Genomic DNA, 16,009 nt, shown 5'->3' with positions numbered 1-16,009 from the left:
GGTTCGAGCGGTTGGGGAGCGCTGCGTTGCCGTCAAGCCGGGGCAGACGTGGCATACTCCCCAACTTCTGACGCCGCCGCCTGACGCCTCGACGTGACCCCGGTTCACTTGCTGAGGGCTGGTGCTGCGGCCGACTCGCTTTCGACTCCATCATGCCATTGCAGCGCTTCATAGCCCGTCGACTGGGCGCTCTCACCGAACCGAGCACCCGCATCCCTTACGCCTGGGTGTATCACGAACCCGACGTCTTCCTGCAACGCACGTCGTCGCTTACCGTTGCCAAGAAATACTTGCATCGCCGCTTGCGTCTTGCGCTGAGTGGGCAATCGGGCCGTGAGGTGCGTCATGTGATATCGAGCGCGCGCGTGCTGTGGATCTACGGTGGCAAGGCGTCGGTTGGCGACGCGGTGATGGATATGTCGGGCCGTGCGTTGTTGCGGGGGCGCGAGGGGCCTGTCGACCTGCTGATTGCGCCGGGGTTGAAGGCCGTGTTCGAGGGCGACGATATCTTCCGGCATGTCTACGACGATCCGGCCAGTGTGAAGCCGGGCGATTACGACGTTGTCGTGATGCAGGAGTTCAACTATCCCACGCTGCGAATGAAGCGGAAGTATTTCCCCTCGCTGCCGTTCGCGTGCTTGTTCCGATATTTTCACGGACCGGACCGCAACCAGACGCAATTCAGTCTGGCGGCGGTCAACGACGTCTTTTCGCTGGGTCTGGCGTCCGACGACTTGTTCGTGCGCGCCAAGCCTTACTTGCGGCAGGAGTCGGCGTTACCGGAGGCGATGGCGGGGCAACTGTCGCCGGGGTCATTCCTGGTGTTGGCGATGGGGGGTGTCGAGCCGCGGCGAACATATGCGCATTGGCGCGAATTCTTGCAGGCGTACGACATTGCGTACCAGCCTGGGATGCCGGATGGCGTAGTGCTATTGGGTTCGGGCAATGGTGTCGACGCGGCGAATGCGTTGATGGAGGCAAAATTCATCCATTTGCATCTGACGTCATTCGTTGGTCAGTTGACGTTGCGCGATGCGAAGCGGGTCATCGCGAATGCGGCGCTGTTCGTGGGGGCTGACGGTGGCTTGATGCACGTGGCGCACACGACGCCGACGCCGAGCGTCACATTGTTTGCAAAAGCGGAGCCGCCGTACCTCCGGCTCACACCGGGGTGCCGGTCGACGCCGTTGCAGACCGATTCGGACGTGAGTGCGGTGGATGCCACCGAGTTGGCGGAGACGGTCGTGGCGACGTTGGCGAGCGAGTCGACGCGGTAAGCGGTAGCGAGGGTGTCAGGGAAAGAGACGGACCGGGGCCCCTTTCTGCAGCGAGTTGGGTTTATGTCTGAGAGGCGGAAAGGGGCCCCGGTCCGTCGTGGAAGCACTGAGGGGGCATGAAGCAGGAGGGGGCAGAATCAGCCGCCGAACCCTGATCAAAGCGCCGCATTATAAATAGCAAAAGCATCGGCCTCCGTCACGTCGCGCGGGTTATTCACGAGAAGTCGGGTTTGCAGCATTGCGTCGCTGGCCAGGCGTGCGAGGTCGGTTGGTTTCACGCCCACTTCGCGCAGCGTGCGGGGAATGGCGGTGTCGACGATCAACGATTCGATGTGTCGGATGAGGGCATCGGTTTTGGCGTCATCGCTGCCGGAGGCCTTGGTGGGCAGGATCACGTCGGCCAGTTCCGCGTAGAGATGGCTGGCGGCGGGGGCATTGAAGCGCATGACGTGAGAGAGCACGAGGGCGTTCGAGAGCCCGTGCGCGACGTGAAAGATGCCGCCGATCGGGTAGGCGAGCGCGTGAACGGCGGCGACGGGCGAGTTGGCGAACGCTTGACCGGCGAACATCGCGCCGACCAGCATGGCTTCGCGAGCGGCGCGGTGGTGGCCGTCCTGGCAGGCTGTCAGCAGATTGCGTGAGAGCAGCGCGAGTGCTTTTACGGCGAGCGTGTCCGAGATCGGATTCTTCAGATGCGCGGACGTATAGGCTTCAATCGCATGCACCATCGCGTCGATTCCGGTCGCGGCCGTGGTAGCGCGGGGCAGGCCGAGCGTGAGTTCCGCGTCCAGAATCGCGAGATCGGCGAAAAGCTGTGGCGACACGACCCCCATCTTCGTCGTCTCGCCGGTCGTCACGATCGAGACGGCCGTTACTTCCGAGCCTGTGCCCGCGGTTGTCGGCATCTGCACCAGCGGCAGGCGCGTGCCCGTCACCTTCTTGATGCCGTACATCTCCTTGATCGACTGCGAGCCGGGCAGTAGCACCGCGAGCAGCTTCGCCACGTCCATCGACGAGCCGCCGCCCAACCCCAGCACGATCTCCGCGTCGGCGGCGCGGGCGCGTTGCGCCGCTTCCAGCACCACGTGCTCGGGCGGGTCGGCGATCACATCGTCGATCACCGACACCTGCCAGTCATGCCTGGCCAGATCCGCGAGTGCGGGGGCCAGCAAACCGCTCTTGTGCAGAAAACCGTCCGTCACCACGCACAAACGCTGGCCCGTCGGATACTGCTCGCGCAACAGGGCGCCCAGACGACGCGCCGCACCAAATTCCACCACGACGGTTGGAACCGTCTGGAAACGAAAAGCGTTCATGACCGACTTCCTCGTGAGTGCTTCACAACCCCAAACATGACATTCCGGTCGCGCTCGACACGGTCGACACCGTCGCGCGCCCCGCCGGATCGAACCATGCGAGCCGTTGATCCTGCGTGGCCGTCACACTTGCAGACAAAGGTACTTCAACTCGAGGTATTCCTCGATGCCGTAGTGCGACCCTTCGCGGCCCACCCCCGACTGCTTGATACCGCCGAACGGCGCGACCTCATTCGAGATCAGCCCCGTATTCAGGCCTACCATGCCGTACTCGAGGGCTTCCGCCGTACGCCACGCACGTGCGATGTCGCGCGTGTAGAGATAAGCGGCGAGTCCGAACTCCGTGTCGTTCGCGAAGGCGACGGCGTCCGCGTCGTGCTTGAAACGGAACAGTGGCGCGACCGGGCCGAAGATTTCCTCACGTGCCATGCGCATCTGCGAAGTCGCGTCGCCAATCACCGTCGGCGTGTAATACGTCCCGCCCAGCGCGTGCGCCGTGCCACCCACCAGCACGTGAGCGCCGTGCGTCTTCGCGTCGTTCACCAGCGCCACCACCTTCTCGATCGCCTTGCGTTCGATCAGCGGGCCGATGACCACACCGTCGTCCAGACCGTTACCCACCTTCAGCTCGGCGACACGCTTGGCGAATTTCTCGGCAAAGGCGTCGTAAATGCCGTCCTGGATATAGAAGCGGTTCGCGCACACGCACGTCTGCCCGCCATTGCGGTACTTCGCCGCGATCGCGCCTTCGACGGCGGCATCAAGGTCGGCATCGTCGAACACGATGAACGGTGCATTGCCCCCCAGCTCCAGCGACATGCGCTTGACCGTCGGTGCGCACTGCGCCATCAGCAGGCGGCCCACTCCCGTGGATCCCGTGAACGACAACTTGCGCACCCCGGGGTGCGACGTGAGCACACCGCCTACCGCGCGGGCCTCGCCCGTCACCACCTGGAACACGCCCCCCGGAATCCCGGCGCGGTGGGCCAACTCGGCCAGCGCAAACGCCGAGAGCGGTGTCAGTTCCGACGGCTTCACCACGATCGCGCAGCCCGCCGCCAGCGCCGGGGCCACCTTCCGCGTAATCATCGCTGCCGGGAAATTCCACGGCGTGATCGCCGCGCACACACCGACCGGTTGCTTGAGCGTGACCAGACGCTTGTCCGACGCCGGTGTGGCGAGCACATCGCCATCCACACGCTTGGCTTCTTCCGCAAACCACTCGATAAAGCTTGCCGCATACGCGATCTCGCCACGCGCCTCGGCCAGCGGCTTGCCTTGCTCCCGGGTCATCAGATACGCCAGATCGTCGGCGTTGGCGACCATCAGATCGAACCAGCGACGCAGAATCCCCGCGCGTTCCTTACCCGTGCGCGCCGCCCATGGCCTTTGTGCCACTTCGGCGGCCGCCACGGCGCGCGTCGTTTCGTCCGCTCCGAGATCCGGCACCTTGGCCAGCACGTCACCGGTGGCCGGGTCCACCACATCGAGCGTCTTGCCGCTGTCGGCCGCGATCCATTGGCCATCGACCCAGGCGAGTGTCTTGAAGAGAGAGGTGTCTTTAAGTTGCATGGCAGTGGGCCGGGCTCGCCGGCATTTCCGGTTGGGGAAACGGCACGCGACGCTGTCTCGAATCTTCGCTTGCCGTTCCATCTATTGAACGATATTCTATGTATTGAATTTCATTCTACGTATCTAACGTTGCCGGTGCAACTCAGGGGTTTTCCGAGGACGGAATCTCCATGACTTGCTCATACCCCGACGGATGGCGTAGTTCGTCCCGATCCATCGCCACCATTCTGAAGCCGATTGCCGATTCATGCCCAAGCGCACACTTCCCGCCAATGCCGTCACCGACGCCCGTGACGGCGAACCGCTCAAGACCACCGCGCCCGCCGTGGTGCGTGCCGTGCATATCCTCGATGTGATTGCGGCGGCGGCCGAGCCCATCGCATTGGCCGATCTGGCAAGGCAGACGAGCGTGCCCAAGAGCACACTGCACGGTCTGTGCGACACGCTGGTCAAACTCCGCCTCGTGAAACGTCACGCCAATGGCGGCATGACGATGGGCTCGTATGTCATGGGATGGGCGAACGCGTTCCTGTCGCAGACCCACATCACCGAAGAATTTCGGGCGGTCTGGGAGACATCGTCCGCCTTCGCGCAGGAAACCGTGACGCTTTCCGTGCTCGATGGCACCGACGTGATCTATCTCGCCTGTCACAACGGCAATCGGCCGCTCGGCGTGACCTTCCGCATCGGCATGCGGCTGCCCGCGCCATACACGGCGACCGGCAAGGCCATGCTTTCGACGCTACCGGGAAGCGAGGCCGCCGATCTGCTCGCCGGTGTCTGGCCCGCGCCGCTCACGCGTGCCAGTGTGGGGACGTATGCGGCGCTGGTCGACGAGATGGCGCAGACGCGTCGCGATGGCTACTCGATCGACAATGGGCAAATGCGCGAAGGCATGATCTGTTTCGGCGCACCGGTGTTCGATGCGAGCGGTGAGCGCGCCGTTGCGGGACTCGCCGTCAGTTTCGTCACGAACGACATCGACTTGGCAACGGGCCAGCGCATTGGGCATCAGATCCGCGACCTGGCCGATCAGTTGTCGGTGCGGCTGGGCGCGTCGGTACGACGCTGAGATGTCGCGCGCGGATCGGGTCGCTCCGACACGAAGCGGGCGCGTCCGAGGCGAAGCATCGGTGGCTCGCCCCGGCTCCGGCGTCCGGCGATATGGCGTGTCGTCAGCGGCGTGTCATGTTCCTGTCAGGCCTGTGTCAATGGACTGACAGCGTGGCGTCGCCGCTCGATTGTTATCGTTGGCGGAACAGTCATGTTCGATTCTACTGGCTATTCCCTAAGGGTTTTCACTGGCATCATTTGGCCTTGACCGATGTCCAGACAAGCCAGCGGACGCGTGGGGAAGCGCGATCCGGGCGGTGCCATGGGGCGGACATCCATTTGGGAAGCACTACGCCATGTCCAATATCGCAATCGTCTATTACTCGCAAGGCGGCGCGACCGCCATGATTGCGCATTCCGTCGCCCAAGGCGTCACCGACGCCGGCGCGCACGCGCAATTGCTCAGCATCGAGCCACACCAATTCACCGACGGGCAGTGGCACGACGAGGCCACGCTCATGCGTCTGGCCTCCGCCGACGCCATCATCTTTGGCGCACCGGCCTTCCAGGGCGGGATTGCCGCGCCGTTCAAGGCGTTTGCCGATGCGACGACCGGCATGTGGCGCGCGCACGGCTGGCGCAACAAAGTGGCTGGCGGGTTTTCGTTCAGCTACCGTCCTGGCGACGACAAGCGCGACACGCTCGACTACTTCGCGGCGCTTGCTGCCCAGCACGGCATGTTGTGGGCCGATGCCGACGAGGTGGACGTCACGCCGCGCGCGGCCCTGTCCTCGCGACGTCGCGGCAATTTCCCGGCTGTCACGGCGCCGGGCGGAGATATTGACGCCGCCTATGCGCTCGACCCGGCGGACGTAATTGCCGGCAAGCAATACGGCCGCTATGTCGCGGCGCTCGTTGCGCGTCTGGCTGGCGAAGTGCTGGAATCGCCCTCGGCGCTGGCACGTCGCGCGCGCGAAGCGGCAGAGCGCCGACTGTGAATGACGGCGGTGCCTGAGCACCGCCGATACGCGCCGGGTGGCTGCTCGAACTCAGTTGGTGGGCGCGTTGTCGGCCGGTTCGGCGTGAATTTGCAGCACGGCGTCGCGCTTGGCGAGCAAATGCTTGCGCAGGATCTCGCCGAGGCGTTTGCCGTCGTGCTTTTCCAGCGCGTCGATCATTTGCTCGTGCTCGGCAATCGCGCGATCCCACTTGTCCGCATGGAAGTTCGAGCGAAAGCGCAGTGCCATGAGCCGACGGTTGATCGCGACATACGTCTGGCGCAACGCCCCGTTGCGGGCCGCTTCATTGATGCGATCGTGAATCGCTTGATTGCGCGCGTAATAGCCTGGCAGATCCTGCTGTGCGCGGCACGCGAGCATCGCGTAATGCAGTGCCTTGATTTCGGCCAGCTCCACGGGCGTCATCCGCTCGGCGGCCAACTCCCCTGAGAACGCTTCGAGCGCGCTCATCAGCTCGAACATCTCCCGGATCTCCTTCTCCGTCATGCGGGCAACGCTTGCCCCGCGATTCGGTGCGATCTCGATCAGCCCCTCTGCGGCCAGCACTTTGAAGGCCTCGCGCAGCGGCGTGCGCGAGATGCCCAGGGTCTCGCACAACTCCCGTTCGTTGAGTTTTACGCCCGGCGAGAGCACCCCCTCGATGATGAGCTTGCGCAGATGCTCGACGACCGTGTCGTGCAAACGCAGGCGCTCCACACGCGGGATGTCGGGCGTGGCAATCGTCGACGTGTTTTCCATTTTTTGCATTCAAAATCCGTAAACCACTATGGTCGTGATTGTACCGTATGGCGAGGCACGCTCGCCGGTTTAGGGTAAACGACTGTATTAAAAGCGCTTCCTACCTCTTGCGAAAGCTGCCTGCTCTGCTAAAGTATTTTGAATGCAAAATTCAAAACGAATTTTCAAGAGGAGAACGACGTTCATGTTGAAGCTTGATTTCCATCCCTCCGGCCGCCACTTCCTGCAGATTCCGGGGCCCAGTCCGGTGCCCGATCGCATTTTGCGTGCCATGAGCTACCCGACGATCGATCACCGTGGCCCGGAGTTCGGCGCGCTCGGTCGCAAGGTGCTCGCCGACATCAAGAAGATCTTCAAGACCGAACAGCCAGTGGTGATCTACCCGGCATCGGGCACCGGCGCGTGGGAGGCGGCGCTGTCGAACACGCTTTCGCCGGGCGATTCGGTGCTGATGTTCGAGACGGGGCACTTCTCCACGCTCTGGAAAAAGATGGCCGAAAGCCTCGGTCTGACGCCGGCGTTCATCGGCCTGCCGGGGACCGACGGCTGGCGTCGCGGGGTGCAGCCGGACATGATCGAAGCGCGCCTGCGCGCCGACACCATGCACACCGTCAAGGCCGTGTGCGTGGTGCATAACGAAACCTCGACGGGCGTCACGTCGGATATCGCCGCGGTGCGCCGTGCCATCGATGCGGCCGGGCATCCTGCGCTGTTGCTCGTCGATACGATCTCGGGCCTGGGCTCGGCCGATTACCGTCACGACGAATGGGGGGTGGACGTCACCGTCTCTGGCTCGCAGAAGGGACTGATGCTGCCGCCGGGCATCAGCTTCAATGCGGTCTCGGCCAAGGCGCTCGAGGCCAGTCGTCACGCAAAGCTGCCGCGCGCCTTCTGGGGCTGGCAGGACATCATCGAAGCGAACAAGCACGGCTACTGGCCGTACACGCCGAACACGAACCTGTTGTACGGCCTGTCCGAAGCGCTCGACATGATCTTCGAGGAAGGGCTGGATAACGTGTTCGCGCGTCACCAGCGTCTGGCCGAGGCCACGCGGCGCGCAGTGCGCGCGTGGGGGCTGGAGATCCAGTGCCAGGATCCGGCGGTGTACAGCCCGGTGCTCACTGGCGTGGTCATGCCGCAAGGCGTCGATGCCGACGAGGTGCGCAAGCGCATCTACGAACGCTTCGATATGTCGCTGGGGCAGGCGCTGGGCAAGATTCGCGGCACGATGTTCCGCATCGGTCATCTGGGCGACTGCAACGACCTCACGCTCATGGCCACGCTCTCGGGTTGCGAAATGGGACTGCAGATTTCCGGCGTGAAACTCGCCGGGTCGGGTGTGGTGGCGGCAATGGACTATCTGGCGCGGGCGCAGGACACGCCGTCGCTCAAGGTTGCCGCCTGAGACACCCTCGTCGCCCGTCCTCGGGGGCAAAGGGGCGCCGCCGGCGATTGGCGGTTGCCTCGCAGTGAACGGTTGACTTGTCGTTCAGACGGCACTGGGCCACGCCATAGAAGGGCCTTGGCCGCCGCAACACCTCTTGCGCTGCCGGCATGTTGCGGGCGCGCTTCACAGGCTGTTTCAGGAGACATGCAATGAAGCTTTTCAGAGCGACCAGGGTCGTGCTGGTGATGCTATGCGTCATGTATTTCATCACCTATCTCGATCGCGTCAACGTCAGTACGGCTGCGGCCGGCTTCGGCAAGGAATTCAATCTCAACAAGACTGAGATCGGTCTCGTCTTCTCGGCATTTGCCTACCCCTACCTGGTCTTTCAAATCATCGGCGGCTGGGTGAGCGATCGCTTCGGTGCGAAGCGCACGCTGCTCGTATGCGGCGCCTTGTGGGCCGTCGCCACGATCCTCACCGGCATGGCGGGCGGGCTCGTCGCAATGCTGCTGGCGCGTCTGCTGCTCGGCCTTGGCGAGGGTGCCACGTTCCCGGCCGCCACGTCGGCCATGTCGCGCTGGGTCGCCAAAGAAAAGCGCGGCTTCGCGCAGGGCATCACACATGCGGCGTCGCGCATCGGCAACGCCGTCGCGCCAGCGGTCGTCGTGTTCATCATGGCCACGCACGGCTGGCGTGAATCGTTCTACCTGTGCGGGATCGTGAGCCTGGTCTGGGTGGCGGTGTGGGGACTGACGTTTACCGAGCGCCCGCAGGATCATCCGCGCATCACGACGGACGAACTGGCCGTGTTGCCCGCCGTGAAGGCCAAGCGCGCCTCGGTGCCGTGGGGGCCCCTCTTCAAGCGGATGATGCCGGTCACCATCGTGTATTTCTGCTACGGGTGGACGCTTTGGCTCTTCCTGTCGTGGATTCCGCAGTACTTCCTGCACAGCTACGACCTCAATCTGAAGAAGTCGGCGCTGTTCGCTTCGAGCGTGTTCTTTGCCGGTGTGATCGGCGATACGCTGGGCGGTATCGTGACCGACAAGCTGTACGAGCGCACCGGTAGCCTGAAGCGTGCCCGTAGCTGGATGGTGTCGATTTGCATGTTGCTCACGCTGCTCTCGCTCGTGCCGATGTTGTTCACGCACCATCTGTATGTGTCGATGGCATGTCTGGCGTTCGGCTTCTTCTTTGCCGAGATGACGATCGGGCCGATGTGGTCGATTCCGATGGATATCGCGCCGGAACACGCGGGCACGGCCAGCGGCATGATGAATACCGGGTCGGCATTGGCGGCGATCCTCTCGCCGGTGCTCTCGGGGTATCTCATCGATCGCACGGGCAATTGGGAATTGCCGTTCGTCGGCAGCATGGTTCTCATGGCCGTCGGTGTCGTGCTGGCGTTCCGCATGCAGCCCGAGAGCAAGTTCGCGCTCGACGGCGAAGCCGCCGCGGCGAGCAACACCCGTCAGCCGGCCTGACTTGCGTCGGGTGCCGGTTGGATCGTCGTCTCCCGGGCCGTTTCCGACGACGCCGACGGCATTCCGCGCGAACCACCTGCCGGGCCAGCGTCACACGTGCCCGGCAGGTCCGCTACCGCTTGATTTGTGCCCGGTGAGTGCACGGTCCGGCCAGTCCAACGTCCCCAATGTCATGAACGCCCAATCGAACGCCAGCGCGAATGCGCACACGAACCTCATCAGCCAGCCCGTGCATCTGATGCCGATGCAGCGCGGCGGGGTCGCCGTCACGCCGCTGCAGGATCGTCTGCGTCGCGAGTTGCGCGGCGATGTGCTTTTCGACCACGCGAGCCGTGGCCGCTATGCGACCGATGCATCGATCTACCAGATTTTCCCGATCGGCGTGGTGGTGCCGCGCGATCAGGACGACCTGATCCGCGCCCTCGACATCGCGCGTGACCAGCACGTGCCGATACTCGCACGTGGCGCGGGCACGAGCCAGTGCGGTCAGACCGTCGGCGAAGCGCTCGTCATCGATAACAGCAAGTGGCTCAACCGCGTGGTGGCGTTCAATGCCGACGCGCGCACCGTCACCGTCGAGCCGGGCATCGTGCTCGATCATCTGAATGCATGGCTCAAGCCGCACGGCTTGTGGTTCCCGGTGGATGTGTCGACGGCGGCGCAATGCACCATCGGGGGCATGACGGGCAACAACTCATGCGGCTCGCGCTCGCTCGAGTACGGCAACATGGTGCACAACGTGCTGGCCATCGATGCGGTGCTGGCCGACGGCGCGCAACTGCACTTCGGCGCGCTGCATACGCCGCCCGCCGACGCCCGCACGCAGGCGATTCTCGCAGGCGTGCATGCCATTGCCATGCGTGAGCGCGAGGAACTGCGCGAGCGTGTGCCTCGCGTGCTGCGCCGTGTCGCGGGCTACAACCTCGATCTGTTCGACTGCCTCAACCCGCGTGCCTATACGGACGACGGTGTGGCCAACTTGTCGCACCTGCTGGTCGGCTCGGAAGGCACGCTGGCATACAGCCGCCGGATCACGCTCAAGCTCGTGCCGCTGCCGGTGCACAAGACGCTGGGCGTGGTGAACTTCCCGACGTTCTATCAGGCGATGGATCTCACTCAGCACATCGTCAAGCTGGGGCCGGTGGCGGTGGAGCTCGTCGACCGCACGATGATCGATCTTGCGATGGACAACCCGGCATTCCGCCCCGTGATCGAGACGGCGCTCGTTGGCGATCCGCAAGCGATTCTGCTCGTGGAATTCGCGGGGGACGATGCCGGTGCGCTGCGCGCCAGGCTCGACGATCTCGCCACACTCATGGGGGATCTCGGGTTGCCGGGTGTCGTGGTGAAGATGCCCGAGGCGGGGCCGCAGAAGGCGCTCTGGGAAGTGCGCAAAGCGGGCCTGAACATCATGATGAGCATGAAGGGCGACGGCAAGCCGGTGTCGTTCATCGAAGATTGCGCGGTGCCGTTGGAACACCTTGCCGAGTACACGCGGCGTTTGACCGAAGTGTTCCATCGCAACGGCACCGAGGGCACGTGGTATGCGCACGCGAGCGTCGGCACGCTGCACGTGCGGCCGATTCTGGACATGCGTCGCGACGGCGCGGCGAAGATGCGTGACATCGCGCAAGAGGCGGCGGCGCTCGTGCGTGAATACAAAGGCGCTTACTCGGGGGAGCATGGCGACGGGCTGTGCCGCGGCGAGTGGGTGGCGTGGCAATATGGTCCGCGCCTGAATGCGGCGTTCGGCGAGATCAAGCACCTGTTCGATCCGGACAATCGCTTCAATCCGGACAAGATGATTCGCCCACCGAAGATGGATACGCGCGAGCTGTTTCGCTTCGCGCCGGGCTACGCCGCCCAACCGATGACACCCGCGCTCGACTGGGCGGCATGGAACGTGCAGCGCAACGCGCTGACCGGCGCGCAGACGGCGCCCGGCACCGGCGCCGATGCGACGCACGGGCTCGCGTCGGCCGTCGAGATGTGCAACAACAATGGGCACTGCCGCAAGTTCGATGCGGGCACGATGTGTCCGAGCTACCGCGTCACGCGCGATGAGCAGCACGTCACGCGCGGGCGCGCGAACACGTTGCGCCTGGCTGTCTCGGGACAGTTGGGCGAGGCGGGGCTCGCGAGCGACGAGGTCAAGGCCGCACTCGACCTGTGTGTGTCGTGCAAGGGCTGCAAGCGCGAATGCCCGACGGGCATCGACATGGCGCGCTTCAAGATCGAGGCGCGTCACGCACGGGCCAAGCGTCACGGCGTGTCGCTCAGGGACACGCTGATTGCCTATCTGCCGCGCTACGCTGCGTGGGCCAGCCGCGTGGGCGGCCTGCTCGACGCCGCGCAGCGTCTGCCGGGCAGCCGCGCGGCGAAGCGCTGGCTCGGCCTGGCGCAGGAGCGCTCGCTGCCAGCGCTGAGAGCGTCGTTCCTGGAACGTCAGGCGCCGCTGGCGGACGCTCCCATGTCGGATTCGGCCGGACAGCGCCAGGTGCTGCTGTTCGTCGATACGTTCAACAACTACATGGAGCCGGAGAATGCGCGTGCCGCGAAGCGCGTGCTCGAAGCCGCCGGGTACACCGTTCACGTGAATCGGCGCCCGGGCGAGCGGCCGTTGTGCTGCGGGCGCACGTTCCTTGCCGCAGGATTGGTGGACGAGGCGAAGGCAGAGGCGCAGCGCCTGCTCGACGCGCTGATGCCGTTCGTCGAGCGCGGTGTGCCGATCGTGGGGTTGGAGCCGTCGTGCCTGCTGTCGCTGCGCGACGAAGTGCTGGGCTACGGTTTCGGCGATGCCGCCCGCAAGGTGGCCGACAACGCGTTTCTGTTTGAGGAATTTCTGGTTCGCGAGAAGGCGGCGGGGCGTCTCGACGTGGCCTGGCGCGCGCTGCCCGACGGGGTGGGCGAAGCCCTGGTGCACGGGCACTGCCACCAGAAGGCGTTCGACGCGTTCTCACCCGTTACGGCCGTGCTTGGTTGGGTGCCGGGGCTGAAGGTATCATCGATCGAATCGTCATGTTGTGGCATGGCGGGCAGTTTCGGTTATGAAGCCGAGCACTACGACACGTCGCGAGCGATGTCTGAATTGACGCTGTTACCGGCCGTCAGACGGCGCGGCGCGAACGCCATCGTGGTCGCCGACGGCACCAGTTGCCGGCATCAGATCCAGGACGGAGCGCACACGCAGGCGCTGCATGTGGCGTGCGTGCTGGACCGGGCGCTGCCTGCGTGAATGCCGTTTTTTTCGAACGCCTTTCAACGCCTTCAAAGGAATGTGATGCCCGATTCGGACAATACGCTTTCGACGTCTTCGCGCGCTGCCTCAGGGCAGCTTGCGGTGCCGCCGGTCGCCGGTGTGGGCGATTCGCTCGCTCGGGTGGCCACGCCGTCCTTGCTGCTCGATCTCGACGCCTTCGATGCGAACGTCGCCCGCATGGCGAGCGCGGCGACCGCGCGCGGGGTGGCGGTGCGTCCGCACGCCAAGGCGCACAAGTGCGTCACGATCGCCCAGGCACAGATGGCTGCGGGCGCCGTGGGCATCTGCTGCCAGAAGGTGACGGAGGCGATTCCGTTCGTCAATGCGGGCATTGGCAGCATCCACATCAGCAACGAGTTCGTTGGCGAGGCACGTGTGGCGCTGGCCGTGGCGATGGCGTCGCGCGTGACGCTCTCGGTGTGTGTGGACGACGTCCGTCAGGTGGCGCCGCTCGGCAAGGCGGCGCAGCGCGCCGGCGTGCGTATCGCCGTCCTGCCCGAGGTCGACGTCGGGCAGGGGCGTTGCGGTGTCGATTCGACGGACGCGGTCGGCAAGCTGATCGACGCGATCGATCATTACGAAGGGCTGCGCTTCGGTGGGTTGCAGGCGTATCACGGTAGCGCGCAGCACGTCGATCGCTGGGACGCGCGCCGTGACACGGCACGGCTTGCCGCCGATCGCGCGGCGGCCTATGTGCGCTTTCTGGAGGCGCGCGGCATTACGTGTCCGGTGGTGACTGGCGGCGGCACCGGCACGGCCGAGTTCGATATCGAGAGCGGCGTCTATACGGAAATTCAGCCGGGCTCGTACGTGTTTCTCGACGGTCATTACGGCGCGCTCGAATGGCGCGACGACTGGCGCTTTCGTCATGGCCTGTTTCTCGCGTCGACGGTCATGAGCACGGCGCGTGCCGGCTTCATCGTGTGCGATGCGGGACTCAAGAGCGTGGCAACCGATTCCGGGCTGCCGCGCTTCTGGTTGTCGCAACAGGCGAGCCAGCCGCATTACCGCACGGCGTCGGATGAGCATGGCGTGCTCGCGCTGGCGTCGCCCGACGAGGACGGCGCCGCTTGGCTCGGTGAATCGATCCTGCTTGTGCCGGGGCATTGCGATCCGACGGTCAATCTTTACGACCGTTATGTCGCCGTGCGCCACGGTCGGGTCGAGGCGCTGTGGCCCATCGAGGCGCGCGGACTGAGTCAGTGAAGGGTGCGTGGCGGCACGCCAGATCGGGATGGATAGCGACACGCCGCATCCGTGCAAAATATTTTGGGGCGGGGGCTTCCCAACTTTTGAAAACCACGCTATAGTCTCACTTCTTCGCCGTACGGGGGTATAGCTCAGCTGGGAGAGCGCTTGCATGGCATGCAAGAGGTCAGCGGTTCGATCCCGCTTACCTCCACCAAAACGGAAGACTTTATGTCCCCTTCGTCTAGAGGCCTAGGACATCACCCTTTCACGGTGAGTACAGGGGTTCGAATCCCCTAGGGGACGCCAGATTTGTCGGCGTGACTCTCGGAGCGTTCCGAAAGCACGACGTTCAATCGGTTGTCGACAAACGCGCTTGGCTTCACTGCCAAGCGCGTTTTGTTTTTTCTGCGACGAAATTCTCTCCTCGGCACCGCATGGCAGGCGGCATCCTGTGCCGCATATTCCCATGCATCCCGTTTAGCGCACCGGCGAACTCGCTGCTTTGCCCACGACGGTTTTCCACGGCCGCACGCGCCACGCCTTCACCAGACCATTCACGACATACGGATCGGCTTTTGCGAACGCTTCGGCCGCTGCGGGAGATTCGCCTTCGAAGAGCAATGCCGCCGCGTCTACGGGGGATTCGAGCGCGCCGGCGAGCAGCAGCTCACCGTGATCGGCAGCTTGCCAGGCGAGCGCCAAATGGGCGTCGCGGTATTGCGCGCGACGCTCGAGATAATCGTCGACGAGGTCGTAAGTGAGTAGGTAATGCATGGGGCTGCCTCCTTCGAATTCGCTGGGGTATCGACGGCGTACCGCTGCATCATCGGTAAAACGCCGACGGTGGTACGCCAAAATGCCGCTTGAACATGGCGGCAAATGCGCTCTGGCTTGCGTAGCCGTGGTCGAGCGCGACATTCACGATTTTCTCACCGCGCGCGAGCGCTTCCAGGGCCTGGAGCAGGCGAGCCTGCTGACGCCAGCGGCCGAACGTCATGCCCGTCTCCCGGGCGAAGCGTCGCTGGAAGGTTTTCGCCGACAGGCCGGCGTCGCGAGCCCAGTCGTCGATGATCGCGTCGTCGCACGGGGCCTGCATCAGGCGGTCGCATGTGCGGGCCAAACGTGTGTCGCGCGGCCACGGAAGATACAGCGGGAGAACCGGCAGGGCGATCAGTTCGTCGAGCAGCAGACGCATGAGGCGCGCATCGCGCGAGTCGTTCACGTAATCGGTCGGCACATGAATGGCCGCGAGAATCAGCTCGCGCATGAGCGGCGTGATTTCCACCACGCAACTCTCATCGGGTAAAGGTTCCGTGCCGGGCTCGACGAACACCGTGCGCATCTTGACGTTGCCGCTCATCTGCACCGTATGTTCCAGCCCGGCCGCAAGCCAGACGCCGCGCGTGGGCGGCACCACCCAGCGACCCGATGCGGACGCGATGATCATCACGCCCTCGATGGCGTAGAGCAGTTGCGCGCGGCGATGAAAATGCGATGCGATGAACTCGTTGTGCGCATAGTCGACCGCCATCGCCGCCATCGGCATGGGCGTATTTTCGAAGCGAAGGTGGTCGGTCAAGCCGGCATCCCGAGGCTGAGGGACGGTGTTCATGAGTGTCCTTTTCAAGACAGATTTGGGAATTTTAGCGTGAGACGTCCCATTGAGATATGCCCGACGATGACGTTTCCTTTTCATACTTGCGGAAAATC

General features: G+C 64.3%; 12 protein-coding genes and 2 tRNA genes. 9 read left to right on the top strand and 5 right to left on the bottom strand.

All coding sequences use genetic code 11. The features are described 5' to 3' along the window. Window positions 1-152: 152 nt before the first annotated feature. Complete coding sequence (locus PTE31013_RS18325) at window positions 153-1,277, top strand: glycosyltransferase family 9 protein (RefSeq protein ID WP_150614208.1); 1,125 nt, start codon at window positions 153-155, stop codon at window positions 1,275-1,277. A 155-nt stretch (window positions 1,278-1,432) separates the two neighbouring features. On the opposite strand, the gene PTE31013_RS18320 is transcribed toward PTE31013_RS18325, so the two are convergent. Continuing rightward, on the bottom strand, window positions 1,433-2,593 hold the full coding sequence (locus tag PTE31013_RS18320) for an iron-containing alcohol dehydrogenase (RefSeq protein ID WP_150614207.1): 1,161 nt from the start codon (window positions 2,591-2,593) through the stop codon (window positions 1,433-1,435). A gap of 123 nt (window positions 2,594-2,716) precedes the next feature. Continuing rightward, window positions 2,717-4,165 (bottom strand): NAD-dependent succinate-semialdehyde dehydrogenase, encoded by a 1,449-nt coding sequence (locus PTE31013_RS18315; protein WP_150614206.1) that lies wholly within the window; start codon window positions 4,163-4,165, stop codon window positions 2,717-2,719. A gap of 247 nt (window positions 4,166-4,412) precedes the next feature. On the opposite strand from PTE31013_RS18315, the gene PTE31013_RS18310 reads away from it, so the two are divergent. Further along, window positions 4,413-5,237: an IclR family transcriptional regulator gene (locus tag PTE31013_RS18310; RefSeq protein ID WP_150614205.1), complete on the top strand. Its 825-nt coding sequence runs from the start codon at window positions 4,413-4,415 to the stop codon at window positions 5,235-5,237. Window positions 5,238-5,574: 337 nt separating this feature from the next. Next, window positions 5,575-6,216 carry a flavodoxin family protein gene (locus tag PTE31013_RS18305; protein ID WP_150614204.1) on the top strand — a complete coding sequence of 214 codons (642 nt, stop codon included), beginning with the start codon at window positions 5,575-5,577 and terminating at the stop codon, window positions 6,214-6,216. 51 nt (window positions 6,217-6,267) lie between these two features. Here the strand turns inward: PTE31013_RS18305 and PTE31013_RS18300 are convergent, their stop codons facing one another. After that, window positions 6,268-6,984: a GntR family transcriptional regulator gene (locus PTE31013_RS18300; protein WP_150614203.1), complete on the bottom strand. Its 717-nt coding sequence runs from the start codon at window positions 6,982-6,984 to the stop codon at window positions 6,268-6,270. Between the two features lie 175 nt (window positions 6,985-7,159). On the opposite strand from PTE31013_RS18300, the gene PTE31013_RS18295 reads away from it, so the two are divergent. From PTE31013_RS18295 to PTE31013_RS18270, 6 genes are all read left to right on the top strand, one after another. Next, window positions 7,160-8,380 carry a pyridoxal-phosphate-dependent aminotransferase family protein gene (locus tag PTE31013_RS18295; RefSeq protein WP_150614202.1) on the top strand — a complete coding sequence of 407 codons (1,221 nt, stop codon included), beginning with the start codon at window positions 7,160-7,162 and terminating at the stop codon, window positions 8,378-8,380. Window positions 8,381-8,571: 191 nt separating this feature from the next. Beyond that, window positions 8,572-9,849: an MFS transporter gene (locus PTE31013_RS18290; protein ID WP_150614201.1), complete on the top strand. Its 1,278-nt coding sequence runs from the start codon at window positions 8,572-8,574 to the stop codon at window positions 9,847-9,849. A gap of 172 nt (window positions 9,850-10,021) precedes the next feature. Beyond that, the gene (locus tag PTE31013_RS18285) at window positions 10,022-13,084 is read left to right on the top strand and encodes an FAD-binding and (Fe-S)-binding domain-containing protein (RefSeq protein WP_150614200.1); all 3,063 of its coding nucleotides are present in this window, start codon (window positions 10,022-10,024) and stop codon (window positions 13,082-13,084) included. Between the two features lie 45 nt (window positions 13,085-13,129). Further along, window positions 13,130-14,314: a DSD1 family PLP-dependent enzyme gene (locus tag PTE31013_RS18280; protein WP_150614199.1), complete on the top strand. Its 1,185-nt coding sequence runs from the start codon at window positions 13,130-13,132 to the stop codon at window positions 14,312-14,314. Window positions 14,315-14,437: 123 nt separating this feature from the next. Then, window positions 14,438-14,513 (top strand) — tRNA-Ala (locus PTE31013_RS18275). 16 nt (window positions 14,514-14,529) lie between these two features. Next, a tRNA-Glu gene (locus tag PTE31013_RS18270) sits at window positions 14,530-14,605 on the top strand. Between the two features lie 171 nt (window positions 14,606-14,776). On the opposite strand, the gene PTE31013_RS18265 is transcribed toward PTE31013_RS18270, so the two are convergent. Both PTE31013_RS18265 and PTE31013_RS18260 read right to left on the bottom strand, forming a co-directional pair. After that, window positions 14,777-15,073, bottom strand: coding sequence for a YciI-like protein (locus tag PTE31013_RS18265; protein WP_150614198.1), 297 nt, complete (start codon window positions 15,071-15,073; stop codon window positions 14,777-14,779). Between the two features lie 49 nt (window positions 15,074-15,122). Continuing rightward, window positions 15,123-15,941, bottom strand: coding sequence for an AraC family transcriptional regulator (locus PTE31013_RS18260; protein WP_425495578.1), 819 nt, complete (start codon window positions 15,939-15,941; stop codon window positions 15,123-15,125). Window positions 15,942-16,009: the final 68 nt, after the last annotated feature.

The sequence above is a fragment of the Pandoraea terrigena genome, assembly GCF_902459705.1.
In the GTDB taxonomy this organism is placed as follows: domain Bacteria; phylum Pseudomonadota; class Gammaproteobacteria; order Burkholderiales; family Burkholderiaceae; genus Pandoraea; species Pandoraea terrigena.
The sequence above is the reverse complement of the archived record's forward strand: the minus strand, read 5'-3'. Positions and strand labels throughout refer to the sequence as shown.